Annotated in this window: 18 protein-coding genes and 1 pseudogene; 7 read left to right on the top strand and 12 right to left on the bottom strand. The window is 71.8% G+C overall.

What is annotated here, in order from left to right:
• Nucleotides 1-66: 66 nt before the first annotated feature.
• Nucleotides 67-678: a 30S ribosomal protein S4 gene (gene rpsD / locus ACZ6S8_RS13780; RefSeq protein ID WP_008740451.1), complete on the bottom strand. Its 612-nt coding sequence runs from the start codon at nt 676-678 to the stop codon at nt 67-69.
• A 55-nt stretch (nt 679-733) separates the two neighbouring features.
• On the opposite strand from rpsD, the gene ACZ6S8_RS13775 reads away from it, so the two are divergent.
• Nucleotides 734-1,642, top strand: a complete 909-nt coding sequence (locus ACZ6S8_RS13775) for a DUF2470 domain-containing protein (RefSeq protein ID WP_469455318.1) — start codon at nt 734-736, stop codon at nt 1,640-1,642.
• A gap of 24 nt (nt 1,643-1,666) precedes the next feature.
• On the opposite strand, the gene ACZ6S8_RS13770 is transcribed toward ACZ6S8_RS13775, so the two are convergent.
• The 3 genes from ACZ6S8_RS13770 to ACZ6S8_RS13760 are packed head-to-tail and all read right to left on the bottom strand — an operon-like array spanning nt 1,667 to nt 4,440.
• Entirely contained in the window at nt 1,667-2,380 is a 714-nt protein-coding gene (locus tag ACZ6S8_RS13770) for an HNH endonuclease family protein (RefSeq protein WP_469455316.1), read from the bottom strand.
• 49 nt (nt 2,381-2,429) lie between these two features.
• On the bottom strand, nt 2,430-3,782 hold the full coding sequence (locus ACZ6S8_RS13765) for a replication-associated recombination protein A (protein WP_469455314.1): 1,353 nt from the start codon (nt 3,780-3,782) through the stop codon (nt 2,430-2,432).
• A 40-nt stretch (nt 3,783-3,822) separates the two neighbouring features.
• The gene (locus ACZ6S8_RS13760) at nt 3,823-4,440 is read right to left on the bottom strand and encodes a vitamin K epoxide reductase family protein (RefSeq protein WP_469455312.1); all 618 of its coding nucleotides are present in this window, start codon (nt 4,438-4,440) and stop codon (nt 3,823-3,825) included.
• Between the two features lie 195 nt (nt 4,441-4,635).
• On the opposite strand from ACZ6S8_RS13760, the pseudogene ACZ6S8_RS13755 reads away from it, so the two are divergent.
• From ACZ6S8_RS13755 to ACZ6S8_RS13740, 4 genes and pseudogenes are all read left to right on the top strand, one after another.
• Nucleotides 4,636-5,469 (top strand): annotated as a pseudogene (locus ACZ6S8_RS13755) (ABC transporter ATP-binding protein); the annotation flags it as partial.
• A complete protein-coding gene (locus ACZ6S8_RS13750; RefSeq protein WP_469455310.1) occupies nt 5,466-6,335 on the top strand; it encodes an ABC transporter permease in 870 nt (289 codons plus the stop codon). The pseudogene ACZ6S8_RS13755 and the gene ACZ6S8_RS13750, both read left to right, overlap by 4 nt.
• Nucleotides 6,293-7,531 carry a sensor histidine kinase gene (locus tag ACZ6S8_RS13745; protein WP_469455308.1) on the top strand — a complete coding sequence of 413 codons (1,239 nt, stop codon included), beginning with the start codon at nt 6,293-6,295 and terminating at the stop codon, nt 7,529-7,531. Before ACZ6S8_RS13750 ends, ACZ6S8_RS13745 begins: the two co-directional genes overlap by 43 nt.
• Nucleotides 7,532-7,544: 13 nt before the next feature.
• The gene (locus ACZ6S8_RS13740) at nt 7,545-8,171 is read left to right on the top strand and encodes a response regulator (protein WP_469455306.1); all 627 of its coding nucleotides are present in this window, start codon (nt 7,545-7,547) and stop codon (nt 8,169-8,171) included.
• A gap of 127 nt (nt 8,172-8,298) precedes the next feature.
• On the opposite strand, the gene hisS is transcribed toward ACZ6S8_RS13740, so the two are convergent.
• Nucleotides 8,299-9,561: a histidine--tRNA ligase gene (gene hisS / locus ACZ6S8_RS13735; RefSeq protein WP_469455304.1), complete on the bottom strand. Its 1,263-nt coding sequence runs from the start codon at nt 9,559-9,561 to the stop codon at nt 8,299-8,301.
• A gap of 11 nt (nt 9,562-9,572) precedes the next feature.
• Nucleotides 9,573-10,286 carry an MBL fold metallo-hydrolase gene (locus ACZ6S8_RS13730; protein ID WP_469455303.1) on the bottom strand — a complete coding sequence of 238 codons (714 nt, stop codon included), beginning with the start codon at nt 10,284-10,286 and terminating at the stop codon, nt 9,573-9,575.
• 153 nt (nt 10,287-10,439) lie between these two features.
• Between ACZ6S8_RS13730 and ACZ6S8_RS13725 the strand changes: the two genes are divergently transcribed.
• Nucleotides 10,440-11,222, top strand: a complete 783-nt coding sequence (locus ACZ6S8_RS13725) for a peptidylprolyl isomerase (RefSeq protein WP_469455300.1) — start codon at nt 10,440-10,442, stop codon at nt 11,220-11,222.
• 190 nt (nt 11,223-11,412) lie between these two features.
• Nucleotides 11,413-12,642 carry a DUF349 domain-containing protein gene (locus tag ACZ6S8_RS13720; protein WP_469455298.1) on the top strand — a complete coding sequence of 410 codons (1,230 nt, stop codon included), beginning with the start codon at nt 11,413-11,415 and terminating at the stop codon, nt 12,640-12,642.
• Between the two features lie 80 nt (nt 12,643-12,722).
• On the opposite strand, the gene ACZ6S8_RS13715 is transcribed toward ACZ6S8_RS13720, so the two are convergent.
• From ACZ6S8_RS13715 to ruvB, 6 genes are all read right to left on the bottom strand, one after another.
• A complete protein-coding gene (locus ACZ6S8_RS13715; RefSeq protein ID WP_469455296.1) occupies nt 12,723-15,209 on the bottom strand; it encodes a RelA/SpoT family protein in 2,487 nt (828 codons plus the stop codon).
• A 404-nt stretch (nt 15,210-15,613) separates the two neighbouring features.
• Entirely contained in the window at nt 15,614-16,168 is a 555-nt protein-coding gene (locus ACZ6S8_RS13710) for an adenine phosphoribosyltransferase (RefSeq protein WP_469455294.1), read from the bottom strand.
• Entirely contained in the window at nt 16,165-17,226 is a 1,062-nt protein-coding gene (gene secF / locus ACZ6S8_RS13705; protein WP_469455293.1) for a protein translocase subunit SecF, read from the bottom strand. The genes ACZ6S8_RS13710 and secF overlap by 4 nt, the downstream gene beginning before the upstream one ends.
• A 3-nt stretch (nt 17,227-17,229) precedes the next feature.
• Nucleotides 17,230-19,017 carry a protein translocase subunit SecD gene (gene secD / locus ACZ6S8_RS13700; protein ID WP_469455291.1) on the bottom strand — a complete coding sequence of 596 codons (1,788 nt, stop codon included), beginning with the start codon at nt 19,015-19,017 and terminating at the stop codon, nt 17,230-17,232.
• A 154-nt stretch (nt 19,018-19,171) separates the two neighbouring features.
• On the bottom strand, nt 19,172-19,648 hold the full coding sequence (gene yajC, locus ACZ6S8_RS13695) for a preprotein translocase subunit YajC (RefSeq protein WP_469455289.1): 477 nt from the start codon (nt 19,646-19,648) through the stop codon (nt 19,172-19,174).
• Nucleotides 19,649-19,813: 165 nt separating this feature from the next.
• The gene (gene ruvB / locus ACZ6S8_RS13690) at nt 19,814-20,887 is read right to left on the bottom strand and encodes a Holliday junction branch migration DNA helicase RuvB (protein WP_267722834.1); all 1,074 of its coding nucleotides are present in this window, start codon (nt 20,885-20,887) and stop codon (nt 19,814-19,816) included.
• Nucleotides 20,888-20,972: the final 85 nt, after the last annotated feature.

The following is a 20,972-nucleotide window of genomic DNA, read 5'->3' as shown; positions in this document are numbered from 1 at the left end:
GGGAAAACCCGCCGCCCCCCGGAGGGGACGGCGGGCTTCGACCAGCCTGTGAGGGCTACGCCTGCATCAGCGGGCGTAGTACTCGACGACCAGCTGCTCGTCGCAGATGACCGGGATTTCCTTGCGGTTCGGGTCGCGGTCCAGGCGGAAGGCCAGGGCCTTCAGGTTGACCTGCAGGTAGCGCGGGGTCTCGCCCTCGCCTGCGTAGCCACCCTCACGGGCAACCTGGAACGGAACCTTCTCGCGGCTGCGCTCGCGCACCGTGATGACGTCGTCCGGACGGACGCGGAACGACGGCTTGTCGACCTTGTCGCCGTTGACCTCGATGTGGCCGTGAACGACCATCTGGCGGGCCTGGTAGATGGTGCGGGCGATGCCCGAACGCAGGACCAGGGCGTCGAGGCGACGCTCGAGCTCGACGACCAGCGCCTCGCCCGTCTTGCCTTCGGCCTTCTTCGCGCGGTCGTACGCGCGGGCCATCTGACGCTCAGAGATGTCGTACTGAGCGCGCAGACGCTGCTTCTCCAGCAGACGAACCTTGTAGTCCGAGTTCTGCTTGCGGCCACGGCCGTGCTCGCCCGGCGGGTAGGGGCGGGCCTCGAAGTACTTGACGGCCTTCGGGGTCAGCGCAATGCCGAGGGCACGCGACTTCTTGACCTTGGGTCGCTTCTGGTTCACGTGGAACCTACCTCCATGTAAGTTAGGTGAGGCTTACCTTAGCGAGGAGGACGTAATGTCTCGACCACATGGGATCCCCCTGCCCAGTGCGCGTCGAAGTTCAGATTCCAACGAAACGGAATCTGCTTTCGACGACGATAAGCAAGGTCAGCCGCGTCCCAGGGAAGGCGTTCGGCAGCTCACCGGAGCCGAACGCGTACGAACCCTCGTAGAGTCCAACGCCTCAGTATCCCTCACTCTGCCGGGTGCTCACGACAGTCACGAGCCGACGGAGTTCGGGACGGGAATGCCGGCCGCTCGGACCGTCACCCCGGACGGGGACGTGATTCTCCTTGTTTCCGGGGAATCCGCGGCTGCCAGGGCAGCCGCTCACGCCCAGGACGACGACCTCACCGCCGTGATCGAGATCACGGATGTGGCGCCGGTGTCCGTGCCCCATCGTATCCGAGGCCGTGCGTGGCTGGCCGGGTGGCTGACCGCGGTGCGCGGGGACGAGCGCGCGGCGTGTGCGGCGCTGCTCGCCGAGCGCCACCCGGTGGGCGAGCTGCTGGGGATGTCGGAGTCCCTGGACGCCCCGTACACCGGGCGTCCGGCGTGGATGCTGCTGCGCCTGGAGATCGGCGAGATCTCGGTGGACGACCTGTGGGGCGCCGAGCACGTGGAGCCGGAGGACCTGGCCGAGGCGGAGCCGGACCCGATGGTGGCGCACGAGAGCGAGCTGCTCCAGCACCTCCACTCGGCCCACGGCGACCGGCTCGGCGAGCTGTGCGGACTGCTGGGCGCGCGCGAGGCGGACGGCATGACCGCCGTCCCGCTGGCCCTGGACCGGCTCGGCCTGCGCGTGCGCTTCACCGGCGGCGCGGCCGGCTCCTTCGACGCCCGCTTCGACTTCCCGGACCCCGTGACGGACATCTGCGGCCTGCGCCGGGCGATGCACACCCTCTTCTCGGCGGCCTCCCACTAGACAAGGCCTGAGCCGTTCCGGCCCTCAGCGGCAGGTGGCCAGCATCTCCTGGAGCGCGAGCTTCTCGGGAGCGGTGACGGAGAGCCGGTACTTGGCCTTGATGCCGGTGTAGCGGCGCGCGTACGTGCACCAGTACGTGGTGAGCGGCGGCTTCCACTTGTCGGCGGTCTTGCTGCCCTTGTCGTAGTTGGTCTGCTTGTCCACGGCGAGCAGGACGTCGAGGTCGTTGGCGTACTCCAGCCGGCGCTGCGGGGTCCAGGCGTACGCGCCGCCCCGCCAGGCGGCGCCGAGCGCGACGACGTGGTCGGTCTGGATCTGCGAGGCCCGCCGGTAGGTATAGGGGAGCCGCTTGCCGGTGTACGGGTCGAGCAGGACGCCGGACAGGACGACGCAGGGGTTGCGGTCCCCCTCGCGGAGCTCCTGGAGGTCCCGGCGCAGTACGTCGTCGCGGGTGTCGCAGCCGTTGCGCCCGCCGACGGCGTCGGTCTCGTCCGACCAGGTGCGGCCGAAGTTCTCCCGCTTGTACGTCTGCCAGTTCTTCCCCCACTCGACCGTGAGCCCGGCCAGCAGGGTCCTGGCGGTCGCGGCGTCCGGCGGGAAGCCCGGACCGGCCAGCGGCACGCGCCGGACCAGGGCCGCGGCGCCGGCCCGGTCCCCCTCGGCGTCGCCGTGGTGGCATCCGGTCGCGGCCAGCAGCAGCGCCGTCGTCGCGGCGGTGAGCGGAGCACGACGTCCCATGGCCGGAGCCTAGGCCGCCGCCCGCCGGGCCGCACCGGGGGCGACCGCGTCAGGAGCCGCCGCGCAGCCGCTCCCGCACCTTCTCCACCACGTCGGCGTAGCGCGCCTCGGCCCCGTAGCGGGTCGGCTCGTAGTACCGCTTGCCGTGGATCTCGTCCGGTGCGTACTGCTGGGCGGCGATGGCGCCCGGCACGTCGTGCGGGTAGACGTACCCCTGCGCGTGCCCCAGCTTGGCCGCGCCCTTGTAGTGCCCGTCCCGCAGGTGCGTCGGGACCGAACCGGCCAGGCCCGCCCGTACGTCGGCGAGCGCCGCGCCGATCGCGGTGGTCGCGGTGTTCGACTTGGGGGCCAGGGCCAGGGCGATGGTCGCGTGGGAGAGGGTCAGGGCGGCCTCGGGGAAGCCGATCATGGCCACCGCCTGGGCCGCGGCCACGGCGAGCGGCAGGGCCGTCGGGTCCGCCAGCCCGATGTCCTCGCTCGCGGAGATCATCAGGCGCCGGGCGATGAACCGGGGGTCCTCCCCCGCGTCGATCATCCGGGCCAGGTAGTGCAGCGCCGCGTCCACGTCGGAGCCGCGGATCGACTTGATGAGGGCGCTCGCCACGTCGTAGTGCTGGTCGCCGTCGCGGTCGTAGCGCACGGCCGCCCGGTCGACGGCCTCCTCGACGGTTTCGAGGGTGATCTCCTCCTCGCCCTTGGCGATGGCCGACCCGGCCCCCGCCTCCAGCGCCGTCAGCGCCCGCCGGGCGTCGCCGCCCGCGATCCGCAGCAGGTGGGCCTCCGCGTCGGCGGGCAGGGTCACCGCTCCGCCGAGGCCCCGCTCCTCGGTCAGCGCCCGCCGCATCAGGGCGCTCAGGTCCTCGTCCGTCAGCGGTTCCAGCGTCAGCAGCAGCGAGCGCGACAGCAGGGGGGAGATGATCGAGAAGTACGGGTTCTCCGTGGTGGCCGCGATCAGCGTCACCCAGCGGTTCTCCACGGCCGGGAGCAGCGAGTCCTGCTGCGCCTTGCTGAAGCGGTGGATCTCGTCGAGGAAGAGGACGGTCTCCTTGCCGTAGCCGCCGGCCGCGCGCCGGGCGCCCTCGATGACCGCACGGACCTCCTTGACGCCGGCGGTGATGGCCGACAGCTCCACGAACCGCTTCTGCGTCGCCTGGCTCACCACGTACGCGAGGGTGGTCTTGCCGATGCCGGGCGGACCCCAGAGGATCACCGACGAGGCGCCGGCGGGGCCGCCCGCGCCGTCGCCGACCAGGCGCCGCAGCGGGGAGCCGGGCTTCAGCAGGTGCTGCTGGCCGACCACCTCGTCCAGGGTGCGCGGGCGCATCCGGACGGCGAGCGGAGAGCTCGACGGGTCCTTTTCCTGGCGTTCCTCGGCTGCGGCGGTGAAGAGATCTGGTTCCACACCGGAAGCCTATGCGAGCCCGCTGACAGCGCCGCCCGGCTCAGGAGGTCCAGAAGTCCCACCAGCGCGTGAGGATCAGCATGCCGATGATCCCGATGTGCAGGACGGGCAGCACCCAGGTGAACTCGGCGAAGAAGCCCCTCAGCCAGCCCGGCGCGGGCAGCAGCCCCTCGCGGACGTTGTGCGAGGTGACGTACCAGAACATGATGATCGTGGCGACCCAGGCCAGGGAGCACCAGAGGCACAGCGAGTTGATGTTGTACAGGGACTGGTAGGTCAGCCAGGCGCAGAAGACGACGCCGAAGAGGGTGCCCGCGTTGAGCGTGAGCCAGTACCAGCGGTTGAACCGGGCTCCCGCCAGCAGGCTCATGCCGACGCAGACGACGATCCCGTAGGCCACCAGGCCGAGCATGGGGTTCGGGAAGCCGAAGACGGCCGCCTGGTCGCTCTTCATGATGTTGCCGCAGGAGACGACCGGGTTCAGGCTGCAGCCCGGGGTGAAGTTCGGGTCCTCCAGCAGCTTGAACTTGTCGATCGTGATCACCCAGGCGGCCAGCAGCCCCGCGGCCCCGGTGATCACCAGCAGCAGGGCCAGGGCCCGGCTGCCCCCGATCGTCGTCACCGGGGCGGTGTCCGCGTCCGTACGTCGTGTCGTCATACCGCCCGCTCCGCATCTGCAAGGTCACCAAGCACCGGTCATTGTGCCGTACGGGGCTGTGTGTCCACCGTTCGACGGACATAAGGACGGTACGCACGGGGGGACCGGTGGCCGCGGTTCCGGCGGAGCATTCGGGACATGACACGGAACGCGGTGGAAGTACGGGGGCTTCGCAAGCAGTACGGCGAGGTCACCGCGGTCGACGGACTGGACCTGACGATCCGCCCGGGTGAGGTCTTCGGCCTCCTCGGGCCCAACGGGGCGGGCAAGAGCACGACGGTGGAGATCCTCCAGGGCCACCGGGAGCGGGACGGCGGCGAGGTGTCCGTGCTCGGCGCGGACCCGGCCGGGGCCGACCGGGCCTGGCGCTCGCGGGTCGGCATCGTCTGGCAGGACGAGTCGGCGCCCGCCGAGCTGACGGTGCGGGAGACGGTCGAGCACTTCGCCCGCTACTACCCGGCGCCCCGCGACCCGGCGGAGGTGATCGCCCTCGTCGGCCTGGAGCAGAAGCGGGAGCACCGGGTGAAGGGGCTCTCCGGCGGTCAGCGGCGCCGGCTCGACGTGGCGCTGGGCGTCATAGGCGACCCGGAGCTGCTGTTGCTGGACGAGCCGACCACCGGCTTCGACCCGGCGGCCCGGCGGCAGTTCTGGGACCTGATCCGGCTGCTGGCGGGGGCGGGCACCACCATCGTGCTCACCACCCACTACCTGGAGGAGGCCGAGGCGCTCGCCGACCGCCTCGCCGTGATCGCGCGCGGCAAGGTCGTCGCCGAGGGCGAGCCGGCGGAGCTGCGGGCCCGGTTCGGCACCGGCGCCACCGTCGCGTGGACGGAGGCCGACGGTTCCGGGCGCAGCCTGCGGACGCAGACCCCCACCCGTACGGTCGCGGAGCTGACGGCCCGCTTCGACGGCGAGATCCCGGGGCTGAGGATCACCCGCCCCACCCTGGAGGACGTGTACCTGCGCCTCACCGGACAGCTCGCCGGGCCCGGCACCGAGCCGGCCCCTCAGCCGGAGGAAGCCCGATGAGCCGGAACACGACCCCCGACACCGACGTCGCCGGAACCGCGGACCCGGTCGCGCGCACGGCCGCGGCCCTGCCCGGCGCGTGGGCGCTGGGGCTGAGCCGCGGAGCTCTGGAGATCCGGCAGTTCGTCCGCCAGCGCGACGCGGTGATCTTCACCTTCGCCTTCCCGATCGTCTTCCTCGCGCTGTTCGCCTCGATCTTCAGCGGCAGCCTGGAGGGCACGGGGATCACCGCCTCCCAGCTCTACGCGGCGGGCATGGTCGCCGCCGGCATCATGTCCACCAGCTTCCAGTCGCTCGGCATCTCCATCGCCGTCGAGCGGGACGAGAAGGTGCTGCGCCGGCTGCGCGGGACCCCGATGCCCCCGGCGGCGTACTTCCTGGGCAAGGTCTGGATGGTGCTGGCCACCGGGCTCGCCGAGACCGCGATCCTGCTGCTGGTCGGCTCCACCCTGTTCGGTCTCGAACTGCCGTCCTCCCTCTCCAAGTGGCTGACCTTCGGCTGGATCTTCGCCCTGGGCCTGGCCGGGTGCGCCCTGCTGGGCATCGCCATCAGCAGCCTGCCCAAGTCCGGCAGGAGCGCCAGCTCCGTCGTGGTCCTGCCGTTCCTGATCCTGCAGTTCGTCTCCGGGGTCTTCATCCCGGTCAACCAGATCCCCGACTGGCTCCTGACCGTCGGGGCGCTGTTCCCGCTGAAGTGGATGTGCCAGGGTCTGCGCGGGGTGTTCCTGCCCGAATCGGCCGCCGTCCTGGAACAGGCCGGCAGCTGGGAGTACGGCAAGACGGCCCTGGTTCTCGGGGCCTGGGTCGTCGGAGGATTGGTCCTGTGCCTGCTGACCTTCAAGTGGAAGAACCGTCGCGACGGCTGAGCGGCTTCACGCGGACGGCGGGAGCGCGCGAGCCCCACGTGTGGGACCGGGCGTTCCTGCCGTGGGACGCGTACTTCGGCGTGGTGTGGCTGGCGACCGCGGTCTTCGTCGTGGGCGCCGACTTCCCCTCGCTGCACTACCGGATCCCCGCCCTCGGCCTGCTGGCCCTGCTGGTCCCCTGGTACCTGTGGGCCGGCCGGCCGCTGCTCCTGGCGGACCCGGGGGCGCGGCCGGCCGCGGCGGCCCGCTACCTGAACGTGGCGCTGCTGCTGTTCCTGCCGGCCGCGTGCCTGGTCGGCGAGACCCGGCTGATCACCTTCGCGCTCGCCCCGCACTTCTTCATGCTGGTGCGGCTGCGCCGGGCGGTGCTGTCGATGGCGGCGCTGACCCTGGTGCCGGTCGCGGGGTGGGGGCTGCTGTGGCGGCCCGAGGGGTACGTGCTCTTCCTCAACTCCGTGTCCGCCGTCGCGACCTTCACCTTCTCCTCGTTCTTCGGCGCCTGGATCATCCGGATAATCGAGCAGAGCACGGGCCGGGCCGGGCTGATAGCCGAACTGGAGTCCAGCCGCGAGGAGGTGGCCCGGCTGTCCGCCGAGCGCGGCGCGCTCGCCGAGCGGGAGCGGATGTCCCGCGAGATCCACGACACCCTCGCCCAGGGCTTCACCAGCCTGCTGATGCTGGCCCAGGCGGTGCAGTCGGAGCTCGCCGCCGACCCCGCGCAGGCCCGCCGCCACCTGGAGCTGATGGAGGCGACGGCCCGGCAGAACCTGGCCGAGGCCCGCGCCCTGGTCTCCGGCGGCGGTCCCGCCGATCTCGACGCGGGCTCGCTGCCCGAGGCGGTACGCCGCCTCGCCGCCCGGCACGACCCGCCGGCGGCCGTCTCCGTGACCGGGGCGGTGCGACCGCTGCCCCCGGGCCTGGAGGTCGTGGCGCTGCGCACCTGCCAGGAGTCCCTGGCGAACGCCGCGAAGCATGCCGGGGCGGGCGCCGCGGCGACCGTGTCGCTGGCCTACGGTCCGTCCGCCCTGACGGTGACGGTCCGCGACGCCGGGCGCGGTTTCGACCCGGCCGTCCCCTCCCCCGGCTACGGCCTGCGGGGCCTGTCCGCCCGCGCCGCGGAGGCCGGCGGCACGGCCTCGGTCGCCAGCGCGGTGCCCGGGGGCACCACCGTCACCGTCACCCTCCCGATCCGCTGAGGAGCCGTACGACATGATCCGCATCCTGCTGGCCGACGACCACCCCGTGGTGCGCGAGGGCCTGCGCGGCATGCTCAGCGCCGAGCCGGACCTGGAGGTCGTCGCGGAGGCGGCCAACGGCCCGCAGGCCGAGGCGCTGGCCGCGGACCTGGTCCCGGAGCTCGACCTGATCCTGATGGACCTGCGGATGCCGGGCGGCGACGGCGTCGAGTCCATCGCCCGGATCACCGCGGCGGGACTGCCGGTGCGGGTGGTGGTCCTGACGACGTACGAGAACGACCGGGACATCCTGCGCGCGGTGGAGGCGGGCGCGGCGGGCTACCTGCTGAAGGACATGGCCCGGGCGGAACTGGCGGAGGCGGTCCGGGCGGCCGTGCGCGGCGAGACCGTCCTGGCCCCCTCGGTGGCGGGCCGCCTGGTCGACCGGCTGCGCACCCGTTCGGAGCGGCCGCGGCTGTCGGAGCGCGAGGTGGCGGTGCTTCGCCTGGTCGCGGAGGGGGCGACGAACGCGGAGATCGGCCGCCGGCTGTTCGTGGCGGAATCCACGGTCAAGACGCACCTGCTGCGGGTGTTCGGCAAGCTGGAGGTCACCGACCGCACGGCGGCGGTGACGACGGCCATGCGCCACGGGCTGCTCTAGGTCGTGTCGGTCGGATCAGGGGCGGCGCCGTCACCCGACCGCGCCGCCCCGGGGAAACGGACCGGGGCGGGGACGGGGCGCACGCCGCGGCGGCGCCCCGTCCCCGCCCCGTCGGCGGCGGTGGCCGTCAGGCCAGGCGGGCCCGGACGGTGTCGACGAGGTCGGCCAGCGGCACGGTTCCCTGCTCGCCGGACTCCATGTCCTTGAGCTGGACGAGGCCTTCGGCCAGGTCCCGCTCGCCGGCGACGACGGCGAACCGCGCCCCCGACCGGTTCGCGTCCTTCATCGCACCCTTGAGGCCCTTGCCCCCGAAGGAGAAGTCCGCGGCGACGCCCGCCCTGCGGAGCTCGGTGACCTTGCCGAACAGGACCCGGCGGGCCTCCTCGCCCAGGGCCACCGCGAAGACCGAGGTCGCGGCGGGGATGTCCAGGGACACGCCCTCCGCCTCCAGCGCCAGCACGGTGCGGTCCACGCCCAGCGCCCAGCCCACGGACGGCAGGGCCGGTCCGCCGATCATCTCGGACAGCCCGTCGTAGCGGCCGCCGCCGCCCACCGCGGACTGCGAGCCCAGGCCGTCGTGGACGAACTCGAAGGTGGTCCGGGTGTAGTAGTCCAGCCCGCGCACCAGCTTCTCGTCGTCCTCGAAGACGACGCCGGCCGCCGTCACGAGCGCCCGCACCTCCTCGTGGTACGCCTTGCACGCGTCGCACAGGTAGTCGCGCAGCATCGGCGCGCCGACCAGCTGCGCCTGTACGGACTCCCGCTTGTCGTCGAGGACGCGCAGCGGGTTGATCTCGGCCCGGCGGACGGTGTCCTCGTCCAGGTCCAGCCCGCCGAGGAACGCCTGCAGGGCCTCCCGGTAGACGGGACGGCACTCCTTGTCGCCCAGCGAGTTGAGCAGGATCCGGAAGTTGCGCAGGCCCAGCGCGCGGTAGGCCTGGTCGGCCAGGATGATCAGCTCGGCGTCGAGCGCCGGGTCCTCGGCACCGATCGCCTCGGCGCCGACCTGCGAGAAGTGGCGGTAACGGCCCTTCTGCGCCCGCTCGTAGCGGTAGTACGAGCCCGAGTACCAGAGCTTGACGGGCAGCAGGCCGGCCTTGTGCAGGTTGCCCTGGAGCGCGGCGCGCAGCACGGAGGCGGTGCCTTCGGGGCGCAGGGCGAGCTGGTCGCCGCCCTTCGTGGTGAGGGTGTACATCTCCTTGCTCACGATGTCGGTGGACTCGCCGACTCCGCGGGAGAACAGCTCGACGTTCTCGAAGCCGGGGGTCTCGACGTACCCGTAGCCCGAGTTCCTCAGCGGCGCGGCGATCGCCTCGCGGACCGCGAGGAAGGTCGCGGACCGGGGCGGCAGCAGGTCGTACGTGCCCTTGGGGGCCTGAAAAGTGCTCACGGAAACTCTCGTCACATTCCTCGTCGTGGAGCGGCTTTCGGGTCCGCTGCCAGGCCGGCGGCGACCTCCCGCAGGTACGGGTTGGTCGCGCGCTCGCGGCCGATGGTGGTCTGGGGGCCGTGGCCGGACAGCACCACGGTCGAGTCGTCGAGCGGCAGGCACACGCGGCCCAGCGATTCGAGCATCTCGGCGTGGGAGCCGCCGGGCAGGTCGGTGCGGCCGATGGAGCCGGCGAAGAGCAGGTCGCCCGAGAAGAAGACCGGCGGGATGTCGGCCAGCTCGGGCATCCGGAACGTCACCGACCCCCTGGTATGGCCCGGGGCGTGGGCGACGGAGAAGTCCATTCCGGCCAGCTTCAGGCCCGCGCCGTCGGTCAGCTCGCGGACGTCGTCCGGCTCGCCGACGGTCAGCTCGCCCATGAGCGGCATGCCGATCGAGCGGCCGAGGGCCTTCTCCGGGTCGCTCATCATGTAGCGGTCCTCGGGGTGGATCCAGGCCGGTACGTCGTGTGCTCCGCACACCGGAACGACCGAGGCCACATGATCGATGTGGCCGTGGGTCAGGACGACCGCCACGGGCTTGAGCCGGTGCTTCTTCAGCATCTCCTCGACGCCCTGGGTGGCCTGGTGGCCCGGGTCGATGATGACGCACTCCTCGCCGGCGGCGGGGGCGACCACGTAACAGTTGGTCCCCCAGGCCCCGGCCGGGAACCCGGCAATCAGCACGTTCGTCCTCAATCGTCGTCCGGCGGGAGGCTGCAGATCGGAATGCTGCTGCTCAGAGCCTACCGGCGCCGCTCATTACACAGCGAACCCATATACGGTACGGCCTATCCCAGCCCGGACAGCGGTACCAGAGACGCACAAGGAGACGACCCGGTGGTCACGAGCGATCAGCGGCGGCGCCAGCTCGCCAAAGAGAAGTACGAGCGCCAGCAGCAGCGCAGGGCCGAGGCCCGGCAGAAGTCCCGCCGACGCGCGGCCGTGATCGGCGCGGCGGTGGCCGTGGTGGTCGCCACCCTCGTCGGCCTCGTCGTGGGCGGGGTCTTCGACTCGGACAAGAAGGACCAGGCGGCCGACCCGGCCGCGACCCCGTCCTCCTCGCCGACGCCCCAGCAGTCCCCGTCGCCCGCGATGGCGATCGACGCGAAGGCGAAGTACACCTTCGCCCTGAAGACCAGCGCCGGTGACGTCACGTTCGCGATGGACGCGGCGAAGACCCCGCAGACGGTGAACTCGTTCAAGTCGCTCGCCGACGCCGGGTACTTCGACAACACGAAGTGCCACCGGCTGACGACGGGCGGGATCTTCGTGCTCCAGTGCGGCGACCCGCAGGGCACCGGCATGGGCGGCCCCGGCTACACCATCGCGGACGAGAACCTGGACTCCCTCGGCAAGGCGAACGAGCAGGGGCAGGTCGTCTACCCGGCGGGCACGGTGGCGATGGCCAACACCGGTCAGCCCGGCTCGGGCGGCAGCCAGTTCTTCCTCGTCTACAAGGACAGCCCGCTGGCCCCGTCGTACACGCCCTTCGGCAAGATCGACGCGGCCGGCCTGAAGGTCCTGGAGGAGGTCGCCAAGGCCGGTACGGCCGACGGCGGCCAGGACGGGGCACCGAAGACCGAGGTGAAGATCGAGAAGGGCACCGTCACCCAGAACTGACGGGGCACGGCGACCCCCGGACCGGCCGTTCCCTCCCCCGCACGCCGAGATTCCGTCGTGCGGGATGCGGACAGCCGGCCCGGCGGTCGCCTATGTTGGCGTTGTGCAGGGCGGGCGCTGCCCGCCCCAGGAAACTGTGGACGATGCCCAGGGGGCGAACCCCTCGCAGGCATCAGGTGGAGGAGGCGCTGTGAGCAGCGACCCGTGGGGCCGAGTCGACGAGACGGGCACCGTGTACGTGCGTACTGCCGATGGCGAGAAGGTCGTCGGCTCGTGGCAGGCGGGCACCCCTGAGGAGGCCCTGGCCTATTTCGAGCGCAAGTACGAGGGCCTGGTGGTCGAGATCGGCCTCCTCGAAAAGCGGGTGCGGACCACTGATCTGTCCGCCAAGGACGCGCAGACGGCCATCGACCACCTGCGCACGCAGGTGGACGAGCACCACGCCGTGGGCGACCTCGACGCCCTGCGCGTCCGGCTCGACAAGCTGGTCGCGACCGTGGAGTCGCGGCGCGAGGAGCGCAAGGTCCAGAAGGCGAAGCAGACGGACGAGGCCCGTGCGGCCAAGGACGCGCTGGTCGTCGAGGCCGAGGAGCTGGCGCAGAGCGACCAGTGGCGCAGCGCCGGCGAGCGGCTGCGCGCCCTGGTGGACATCTGGAAGGGTCTGCCGCGCCTGGACCGCAAGTCCGACGACGAGCTGTGGCACCGCTTCTCGCACGCCCGGTCCGCCTTCTCCAAGCGCCGCAAGGCGCACTTCGCCTCGCTCGACGCGCAGCGCGAGGACGCCCGCAAGGTGAAGGAGAAGCTGGTCGCGGAGGCCGAGGCGCTGTCGAAGTCGGCCGACTGGGGTCCGACGGCGGCCCGCTACCGCGAGCTGATGGCGGACTGGAAGGCCGCGGGCCGCGCGCAGCGGGAGTCCGAGGACGACCTGTGGAACCGCTTCCGCGGCGCGCAGGACGTCTTCTTCGCGGCGCGCAGCGAGGTCTTCGCCGAGCGCGACGCGGAGCAGACCGAGAACCTGAAGCTGAAGGAGGAGCTGGCCGACGAGGCCGAGAAGCTCGTCCCGGTCACCGACCTGAAGGCGGCCCGTGCCGCGTTCCGCTCGCTGAACGAGCGCTGGGAGGCCATCGGCCACGTGCCGCGCGACGCCCGGCCCAAGGTCGAGGGCCGGATGCACACGGTCGAGCGGGCCATCCAGGAGGCCGAGGAGGGCGAGTGGCGCCGTACGAACCCGGAGGCGCGGGCGCGTGCGGCCGGGCTGACGGGCCAGCTCCAGGCGGCCGTCGACAAGCTCCGCGGCCAGGTCGACGCGGCGCGCGCCGCGGGCAACAACGCGAAGGCCGACAAGCTGAGCCGTGAGCTGGAGGGCCGCCAGGCCCTGCTGGACCAGGCGCTCAAGGGCCTGGAGGAGTTCGGCGGCTGACGGGCCCCGGACACCCCGTACACGACGGTGGGCGCCATCCCCGAGGGGGTGGCGCCCACCGTCGTGTCGCGAGCCGGCCGCTACGGCCTGCGCGCGGACGTCACGCGGTAGACGTCGTAGACGCCCTCCACGCCCCGGACGGCCTTGAGGACGTGTCCGAGGTGCTTGGGGTCGCCCATCTCGAAGGTGAACCGCGAGGTGGCCACCCGGTCGCGGGAGGTCTGCACGGCCGCCGAGAGGATGTTGACGTGCTGGTCGGACAGGACGCGGGTGACGTCCGACAGCAGGCGGGACCGGTCCAGCGCCTCGACCTGGATGGCCACGAGGAAGACCGAGGACTGGGTGGGCGCCCACTCGACCTCCAGCATCCGTTCGGGCTCCTGGGACAGCGAGTCCACGTTGACGCAGTCCGCGCGGTGCACCGATACGCCGCTGCCGCGCGTGACGAAGCCGACGATCGGGTCGCCCGGCACCGGGGTGCAGCAGCGGGCCAGCTTGACCCACACGTCGTCGACGCCCTTGACGACGACGCCCGGGTCGGCGTTCTTGCGCCGGTTGCTGCGGCCGCGGGCGGGCGGAATGCTCTCCTCGATGTCCTCGTTGGCCGCCTCCTCGCCGCCGAGGGCCTGTACGAGCTTCTGCACGACGCCCTGCGCGGCCACGTGGCCCTCGCCGATCGCCGCGTACAGGGAGGAGATGTCGGGGTAGCGCATCTCGTGCGCGAGGGTGACCAGCGAGTCGCCGGTCAGGATCCGCTGGATCGGCAGGTTCTGCTTGCGCATGGCCCGCGCGATGGCGTCCTTGCCCTGCTCGATGGCCTCGTCGCGGCGCTCCTTGGAGAACCAGGCGCGGATCTTGTTGCGGGCGCGCGGGGACTTGACGAAGCCCAGCCAGTCCCGCGAGGGTCCGGCCCCCTCGGCCTTGGAGGTGAAGACCTCGACCAGGTCGCCGTTGTCGAGCGTGGACTCCAGCGGCACCAGGCGGCCGTTGACCCTGGCCCCTATGGTGCGGTGGCCGACCTCCGTGTGGACCGCGTACGCGAAGTCCACGGGAGTGGCGCCGGCCGGCAGCGCTATGACGTCGCCCTTGGGCGTGAAGACGAAGACCTCGTTGCGGGAGAGGTCGAAGCGCAGCGAGTCGAGGAACTCGCCCGGGTCCTCGGTCTCCTTCTGCCAGTCCAGCAGCTGGCGCAACCAGGCCATGTCGTTGACGGTGTCCTGCCCGGCGCTGCCCTTGGCGGCCTGGGGGACGTCGGTGCGCACCTTGGAGGTGCCGGCGACGGTCTGCTGCTTGTACTTCCAGTGCGCCGCGATGCCGTACTCGGCCCGGCGGTGCATGTCGAAGGTGCGGATCTGCAGCTCGACCGGCTTGCCGCTGGGTCCGATGACCGTCGTGTGGAGCGACTGGTACATGTTGAACTTGGGCATCGCGATGTAGTCCTTGAACCGGCCGGGGACCGGGTTCCATCGCGCGTGCACGGTGCCGAGGGCGGCGTAGCAGTCCCGGACGGTGTCCACAAGGACGCGGATGCCGACCAGGTCGTAGATCTCCGCGAAGTCGCGGCCCCGGACGATCATCTTCTGGTAGACGCTGTAGTAGTGCTTGGGTCTGCCGGTGACGGTGGCCTTGATCCGGGCCGCCCGCAGGTCGGTCTGCACCTCGTCCGTGACGACCGCGAGGTACTCGTCCCGCTTGGGCGCGCGCTCGGCGACCAGCCGGACGATCTCGTCGTACATCTTGGGGTAGAGGATCGCGAAGGCGAGGTCCTCCAGCTCCCACTTGATGGTGTTCATGCCCAGCCGGTGCGCCAGCGGGGCGTAGATCTCAAGGGTCTCGCGGGCCTTCTTCTCCTGCTTCTCCCGCTTGAGGTACCGCATGGTGCGCATGTTGTGCAGGCGGTCGGCGAGCTTGATGACCAGGACGCGCGGGTCCTTGGCCATCGCGACGACCATCTTGCGGACGGTCTCCGCCTGGGCGGCCTCGCCGAACTTGACCCGGTCGAGCTTGGTGACGCCGTCGACGAGGAGGGCCACGGCGTCGCCGAAGTCGCGGCGCAGGTCCTCCAGGCCGTACTCGGTGTCCTCGACGGTGTCGTGGAGCAGGCCGGCCATGAGGGTGGCGGGGTCCATGCCGAGCTCGGCGAGGATGGTCGTCACGGCCAGCGGGTGCGTGATGTACGGGTCGCCGCTCTTGCGCTTCTGGCCGCGGTGCCAGCGCTCGGCGACCTGGTAGGCCTGTTCGAGCTGGCGCAGCGTCGACGTCTCGATCTTCGGGTCGTTGCTGCGGACGATGCGCAGGAGGGGTTCCAGCACCGGGTTGTACGGGTTGGAGCGCTGCACGCCGAGGCGGGCGAGCCGGGCCCGCACCCGGTTGGAGGACCCGGCCGACTTCCCCGGCGCGGGCTTGGCCGCCGCGGCGGGCGCGGGCTTCACGGCCGGAGCGGGCTTGGCCGCCGTCTCCGGGGCCGTCTCCGGGGCCGCCGGCGGGGGCGCGGCGGCGGGCGGCGCGGGCGCCTCGGCCTGCGGGTCGGGCTGCGCGGCGGAGATGGGCTGGACCTCGTCTGGCAAGAGCGCTCCTCACGGGGGTCCCCCCGGACGGAGTCTGGGGGAGGATCCGGTGCCCCGGTCAGGTCCGGACATCCCATGGTAGCGAGGGTTCCCGTACCCCGTTCGCCGAGCCCGCGCCTCGGGCCGCCGGGGCGGGATCCGGCACCGTACGGGGCACCGGCGCCGTACGCGAAAGCGGCGGGGGGCCCCGGGGGGGCGGGGGGGCCCCCCCCGGCGGCGGTAGCGGGAGAACCCCCAAAGGGGGGCCCACGGGGCCCCCTCCACGGGGGCGGCCCCCCCGGCCCCCCCCCCGCCGGGGGGCGCGGGGGGGGGGGTCCGGCCCCCGGGGGGGCCCCCGCCGCCCACCCGCTCGGGGGGGGCCCCGGGGGGGTCACCGGGGCCCCCGCCGCTCGGCTGCGGAAGCGTCAGACCACGATCAGGGCGTCCAGCGGAGCCCCGTCCAGGGCGCCGGCCAGCCGGGCCCGGCCCGGCAGGAACGACAGCTCCATCAGGACCGCGACCCCGGCGACGTCCGCCCCGGCCCGCCGGATGAGCTCCAGCGAGGCGCCGGCGGTGCCGCCGGTCGCCAGGACGTCGTCGATGACCATGACCCGGTCACCGGCCGACAGGTCCTCCGCGTGGACCTCGATCTCCGCGGTGCCGTACTCCAGCTCGTACGACTGCGCGAGCGTCGCGCCCGGCAGCTTGCCCGCCTTGCGCACCGGCACGAAGCCGATCCCGGCCTGCACCGCGACCGGAGCCGCCAGGATGAACCCGCGCGCCTCCAGCCCGACGATCTTCGTCGCGCCGTACCGCCCGGCCAGCTCCACGAGCGAGTCGGTCAGCGCGGCGAACGCCTTCGGGTCCGCCAGCAGCGGGGTGATGTCCTTGAACATCACCCCGGGCTTCGGGTAGTCCGGTACGTCCTTGATGCGGCTGAGCAGCAGCCCGCGCACGTCGTCGGTCAGCGGCGGGGTCATCGGCGACGCCCCGGCCGGCCCGGCGCCACGGCCTCGGGCGCGTCACCGGCGTCGGTGCCGTAGCCGTCGTCCGCGGACTCGCCCTTGGCCGCCGCGCCCGCCCGCTTCGCGAGCACGCGCTTCTTCAGCGCCTTCATGGCCGGCTCGCGCTCCTTCAGGTCGACGACCAGCGGGGTCGCGATGAAGATCGAGGAGTACGCACCGGCGGCGAGGCCGACGAACAGCGACAGCGAGATGTCGTTCAGCATGCCGGCGCCCAGGAAGCCGCCGCCGATGAAGAGCAGTGCGGCGACCGGGAGCAGCGCCACGACCGTGGTGTTGATCGAGCGGACCAGGGTGCCGTTGATGCTGCGGTTGGCGACCTCGCTGTACGTGAAGCGGGTCTGCTTGGTGATGTCCTTCGACCCCTCCTTGAGACCGTCGAAGACGACGACGGTGTCGTAGAGGGAGTAACCGAGGATCGTCAGCAGACCGATGACCGTGCCCGGGGTGACCTCGAAGCCGACCAGCGCGTACACGCCGACGGTGATCGTGAGGTCGTGGATCAGGGCGATCAGTGCGGCGACCGCCATCCGCCACTCGAAGGCGATGGCGAGGTAGATCACCACGAGGACCATGAAGATGCCGAGGCCGGTCCACGCCTTGTTCGCGATCTGGGAGCCCCAGCTGGGGCCGACCAGGTCGGCGTTGATGTCGGCCTCGGTGACCTTGAGGTCGGAGGCCAGCTGCTTCTTCACGTCGGTCGCGGCGGCGGTGTCGACACCCGAGATCTGGATGCGCAGGCCGCCGGTGCCGAGCTCCTGGACGATCGCGTCGTGGCCGGAGGCCTCTTCCGCGTCCTCCGTGGCCTTCGCGACCGAGACGGAGGTCTTCGGGGTGGTGAAGACGGCACCGCCCTTGAACTCGATCCCCATGTTGAGGCCCTGAACGGCCACGGCCACGATGGCCGTGATGGTGATCAGGATGGAAACGCCGTACCAGAGAAAGCGCTTGCCGACGAAGTCGTAGCCGACCTCACCGCGGTACAGCCTGGCGCCGAGATCTCCCAGCTTCGACATCTCTCACGCCTCCTTTGCGTCGACGGGGGCGGGGGCGGGGCCGGTGCGGCGGGACCGGCGCAGCGGGGGCTTGGCGCCGAGCCGCTTCGGGTCCAGCCCGGACCACGGGTGGCCGCTGGAGAAGAACTTCGTACGCGCCAGCAGCGTCATGACGGGCTTGGTGAAGAGGAACACCACGACCACGTCGAGCAGGGTCGTCAGACCCAGTGTGAACGCGAAGCCCTGGACCTTGCCCACCGTGACGATGAAGAGCACCGCGGCGGCGAGGAACGACACGAAGTCGGAGACCAGGATCGTGCGCCGGGCGCGCGGCCAGGCGCGCTCGACGGCCGGACGCAGGGTGCGGCCCTCGCGGATCTCGTCGCGGATGCGTTCGAAGTAGACGATGAACGAGTCCGCCGTGATGCCGATGGCCACGATCGCTCCGCAGACCGCGGGCAGGTTCAGCGCGAACCCGATGCCCTTGCCGAGCAGCGACATGATCGTGTAGGTGAGCACCGCGGACACCAGGAGGCTGATGATCGCGATGAACGCGAGGCCTCGGTAGTACACCAGCAGGTAGAGCACCACGAGGAGCATGCCGATCGCACCGGCGATCAGGCCGGCGCGCAGCTGCTCGCCGCCGAGGGCGGCGGTGACGGTGGTGACGCTGTCCTCGCTGAAGGAGAGCGGCAGGGCGCCGTACGAGAGCATGTTGCCCAGGTCCTGCGCGGACTGCTGGGTGAAACCGCCGGAGATCTGCGCGTTGCCGCCCATGATCGCGGAGGAGACGGACGGGTCGGAGACGACGTCGCCGTCGAGCACGATCGCGAACTGGTTCTGCGGCGGCTGCTTGGCGGAGAGCTCGCCGGTGACCTTCGCGAAGGCGTCGCTGCCCTTGTCGTTGAAGTCCATCGTGACGATCCACTGACCCGACTGCGGGTCGATGACGCCCTTGGCGCTCTTGATGTCCTTGCCCTCCACCGCGGCAGGACCGAGCACCCACTTGCCCCAGGCCTCGCCGCGCTGGCCACAGGCGAGCGTCGGCTCGGTGGGCTTGACGCCCTTGCCGACGGCGGCGCGCTGCGCCTCGTCGGTGCAGTCGAGGGTGGCGAACCGGGCCTGGAGGTCGGCCGCGGCCGCCTCGTCACCGGTCGGCGGGGCCGACGCGGACGGCGACGGGGCCTTGCTGTCGTCTGCCTTCTTCGACTCGCTCGCCGAGGGCGAGGGAGTGGGGGCGTTCGGGGCCTTGAGGGCCTCACTGAGCGCGCGGCCCTGGGAAGTGGCGCTGGACGACGGGGTGGCCGACGGAGAGGACTTGTTGCCGTCCTCGGCCTTGGGAGCGCCGGAGCCGCTGGCGGAGGGGCTCGGGCTCGGGCTGCCCTCGGGAGCGGCGGGGGCGCCGTCCGCGAAGGCGATGACCGGGCGGAAGTAGAGCTGGGCGGTGGTACCGACCTGCTCGCGCGCCTGCTTCTCGTTCATCCCCTTGGGGATGTTGACGATGATGTGGTCGCGGCCCTGGGTCTGGACCTCGGCCTCGGAGACGCCGAGACCGTTGACGCGGCGCTCGATGATGCCGACCGCCGTGTTCATGTTGGTCTCGTTGATCGCGTCCGGCTTGCCGGGCTCGCTCTTGGCCTTGAGCGTGATGCTCGTGCCGCCGGCGAGGTCGATGCCGAGCCGGGGAGTCGTCTGGTTCGAGACGAACATCCCCGCGGTGAGCGCCACCATCGCGATCAGGATGATCGCCAGGGCACGCCCCGGCCTCCCCTGAGCCCCCGTGGGCCGCCGGCCCTTCTTCGGTGCTGCCACCTTGTCGTTTCTCCCTGTCCAACCGCCCCGCGCCGGGTCAGCGCGCGGACGGCCACGAAATGTGTGGTGGGGACCCCTGCCCCCCGCAGAAGTGGGTCACTGACCGGGACCGCGAAGGCCGCCGGTCAGGCGCCCCGCGGTCCCGGGCCGCGCGCTACTTCGCGCCGGCCTCGCCGTCGGTCTTGCCGTCCTTGGGCTCGTCGCCGGGCTCGTCGACCGAGCCCTCCTTCTTGCCCAGGTCGAGCTTGGGAGCCTCGTCCTCGTCCTTCGTGAGGTCCGCCTTCGGCGTCCCGGTGAGCGAGGACGCGTCGTCGGGGACGACCGGCGTGTCGCCCTCGGCGTCGGCGACGACGCCGTGGACGATGCGGTTGTACTCCTCGTCCTCGAGCACCGCACCGATGGAGTTCTTCGCGTAGATGGCGTGGACGCCCGGGGCGACCTCGAGGGTGACGGTGTCGTCGCCGACCTCCTTCACCGTGGCGTACATGCCGCCGATGGTGCGGACACCGGTGCCGGGCGTCATTTCGTTGCGCATCTGCGCGGCCGCCTGCTGCTTCTTCTTGGCGGAGCGGGTCATCAGGATCATGGCCCCGATGAGCACGATGAACGGGAGGAAGGTCACGAGATTCACGGGACGGAGATCCTTCGCACGACCGCACGCGGACGGCGGCCTTTTTACGGGGGGTGGGCATGCCGACCCGAAGGGTCGGCATCGGCGGAGTCTAGGCGAGTCCGCACCGATGGAACAACGCCCAGCATGGCATCGCAGTTCCTGAGGGGGCGAACGTCCGCGCCGTCAGGCCCCGAACAAGCCCTGTTGTCCGCTTGATCCGCTCCCGCCGTGCTGCGGGGGCACGAGTCCCAGGTGGGCCCAGGCGGCGGGCGTCGCGACGCGTCCCCGGGGCGTGCGCGCCAGCAGCCCCTCGCGGACCAGGAAGGGCTCCGCGACCTCCTCGACGGTCTCCCGCTCCTCGCCCACGGCGACGGCCAGGGTCGACAGGCCGACGGGGCCGCCGCCGAAGAGCTTGAGCAGGGCCTCCAGCACGCCCCGGTCGAGGCGGTCCAGCCCGCGCTCGTCCACCTCGTAGACCTTGAGGGCGGTGCCGGCCACCTCGCGGTTGATCACCCCGTCCGCCCGGACCTGGGCGTAGTCGCGGACCCGGCGCAGCAGGCGGTTGGCGATGCGCGGGGTGCCGCGGGAGCGGCCGGCGATCTCGGCGGCGCCGGCGGTGTCGATCTCCACGTCGAGGAGGCCGGCGGAGCGGTGGATGACGCGCTCCAGCTCCTCGGGGGCGTAGAACTCCATGTGCCCGGTGAATCCGAAGCGGTCGCGCAGCGGCGGCGGCAGCAGGCCGGCCCGGGTGGTGGCACCCACGAGGGTGAAGGGCGGCAGCTCCAGGGGGATCGCGGTGGCGCCGGGGCCCTTGCCGACGATCACGTCGACGCGGAAGTCCTCCATGGCCATGTAGAGCATCTCCTCGGCGGGCCGCGACATGCGGTGGATCTCGTCGAGGAAGAGCACCTCGCCCTCCTGGAGGGAGGAGAGGATCGCGGCGAGATCGCCCGCGTGCTGGATCGCGGGGCCCGAGGTGATGCGGATCGGGGCCCCCATCTCGGCGGCGATGATCATCGAGAGGGTCGTCTTGCCGAGGCCGGGCGCGCCGGACAGCAGGACGTGGTCGGCGGTGGCCCCGCGCTGGCGGGCCGCCTTGAGGACCAGGTCGAGCTGCTGGCGGACCTTCTCCTGGCCGACGAACTCACCGAGGTCCTTGGGCCGCAGGGCCGCCTCCACGGCGGTGTCCTCGCCGTCCGCGGCGGCCTCGACGATCCGTGCCTCGTCCTCGGCGGTGGTGTCGTCGTCCCAGTTCACGGTGTCAGTCTGCCTTCTCGGTTGCTGCGGTTGCTGCGGTGGCCGCCCCTGCGTTCCGGCGGGGGAACGCGCCTGCGGAGTCCGT

The sequence above is a fragment of the Streptomyces sp. NPDC048461 genome, assembly GCF_055587105.1.
This window is presented reverse-complemented; position numbering and strand designations above follow the sequence as displayed.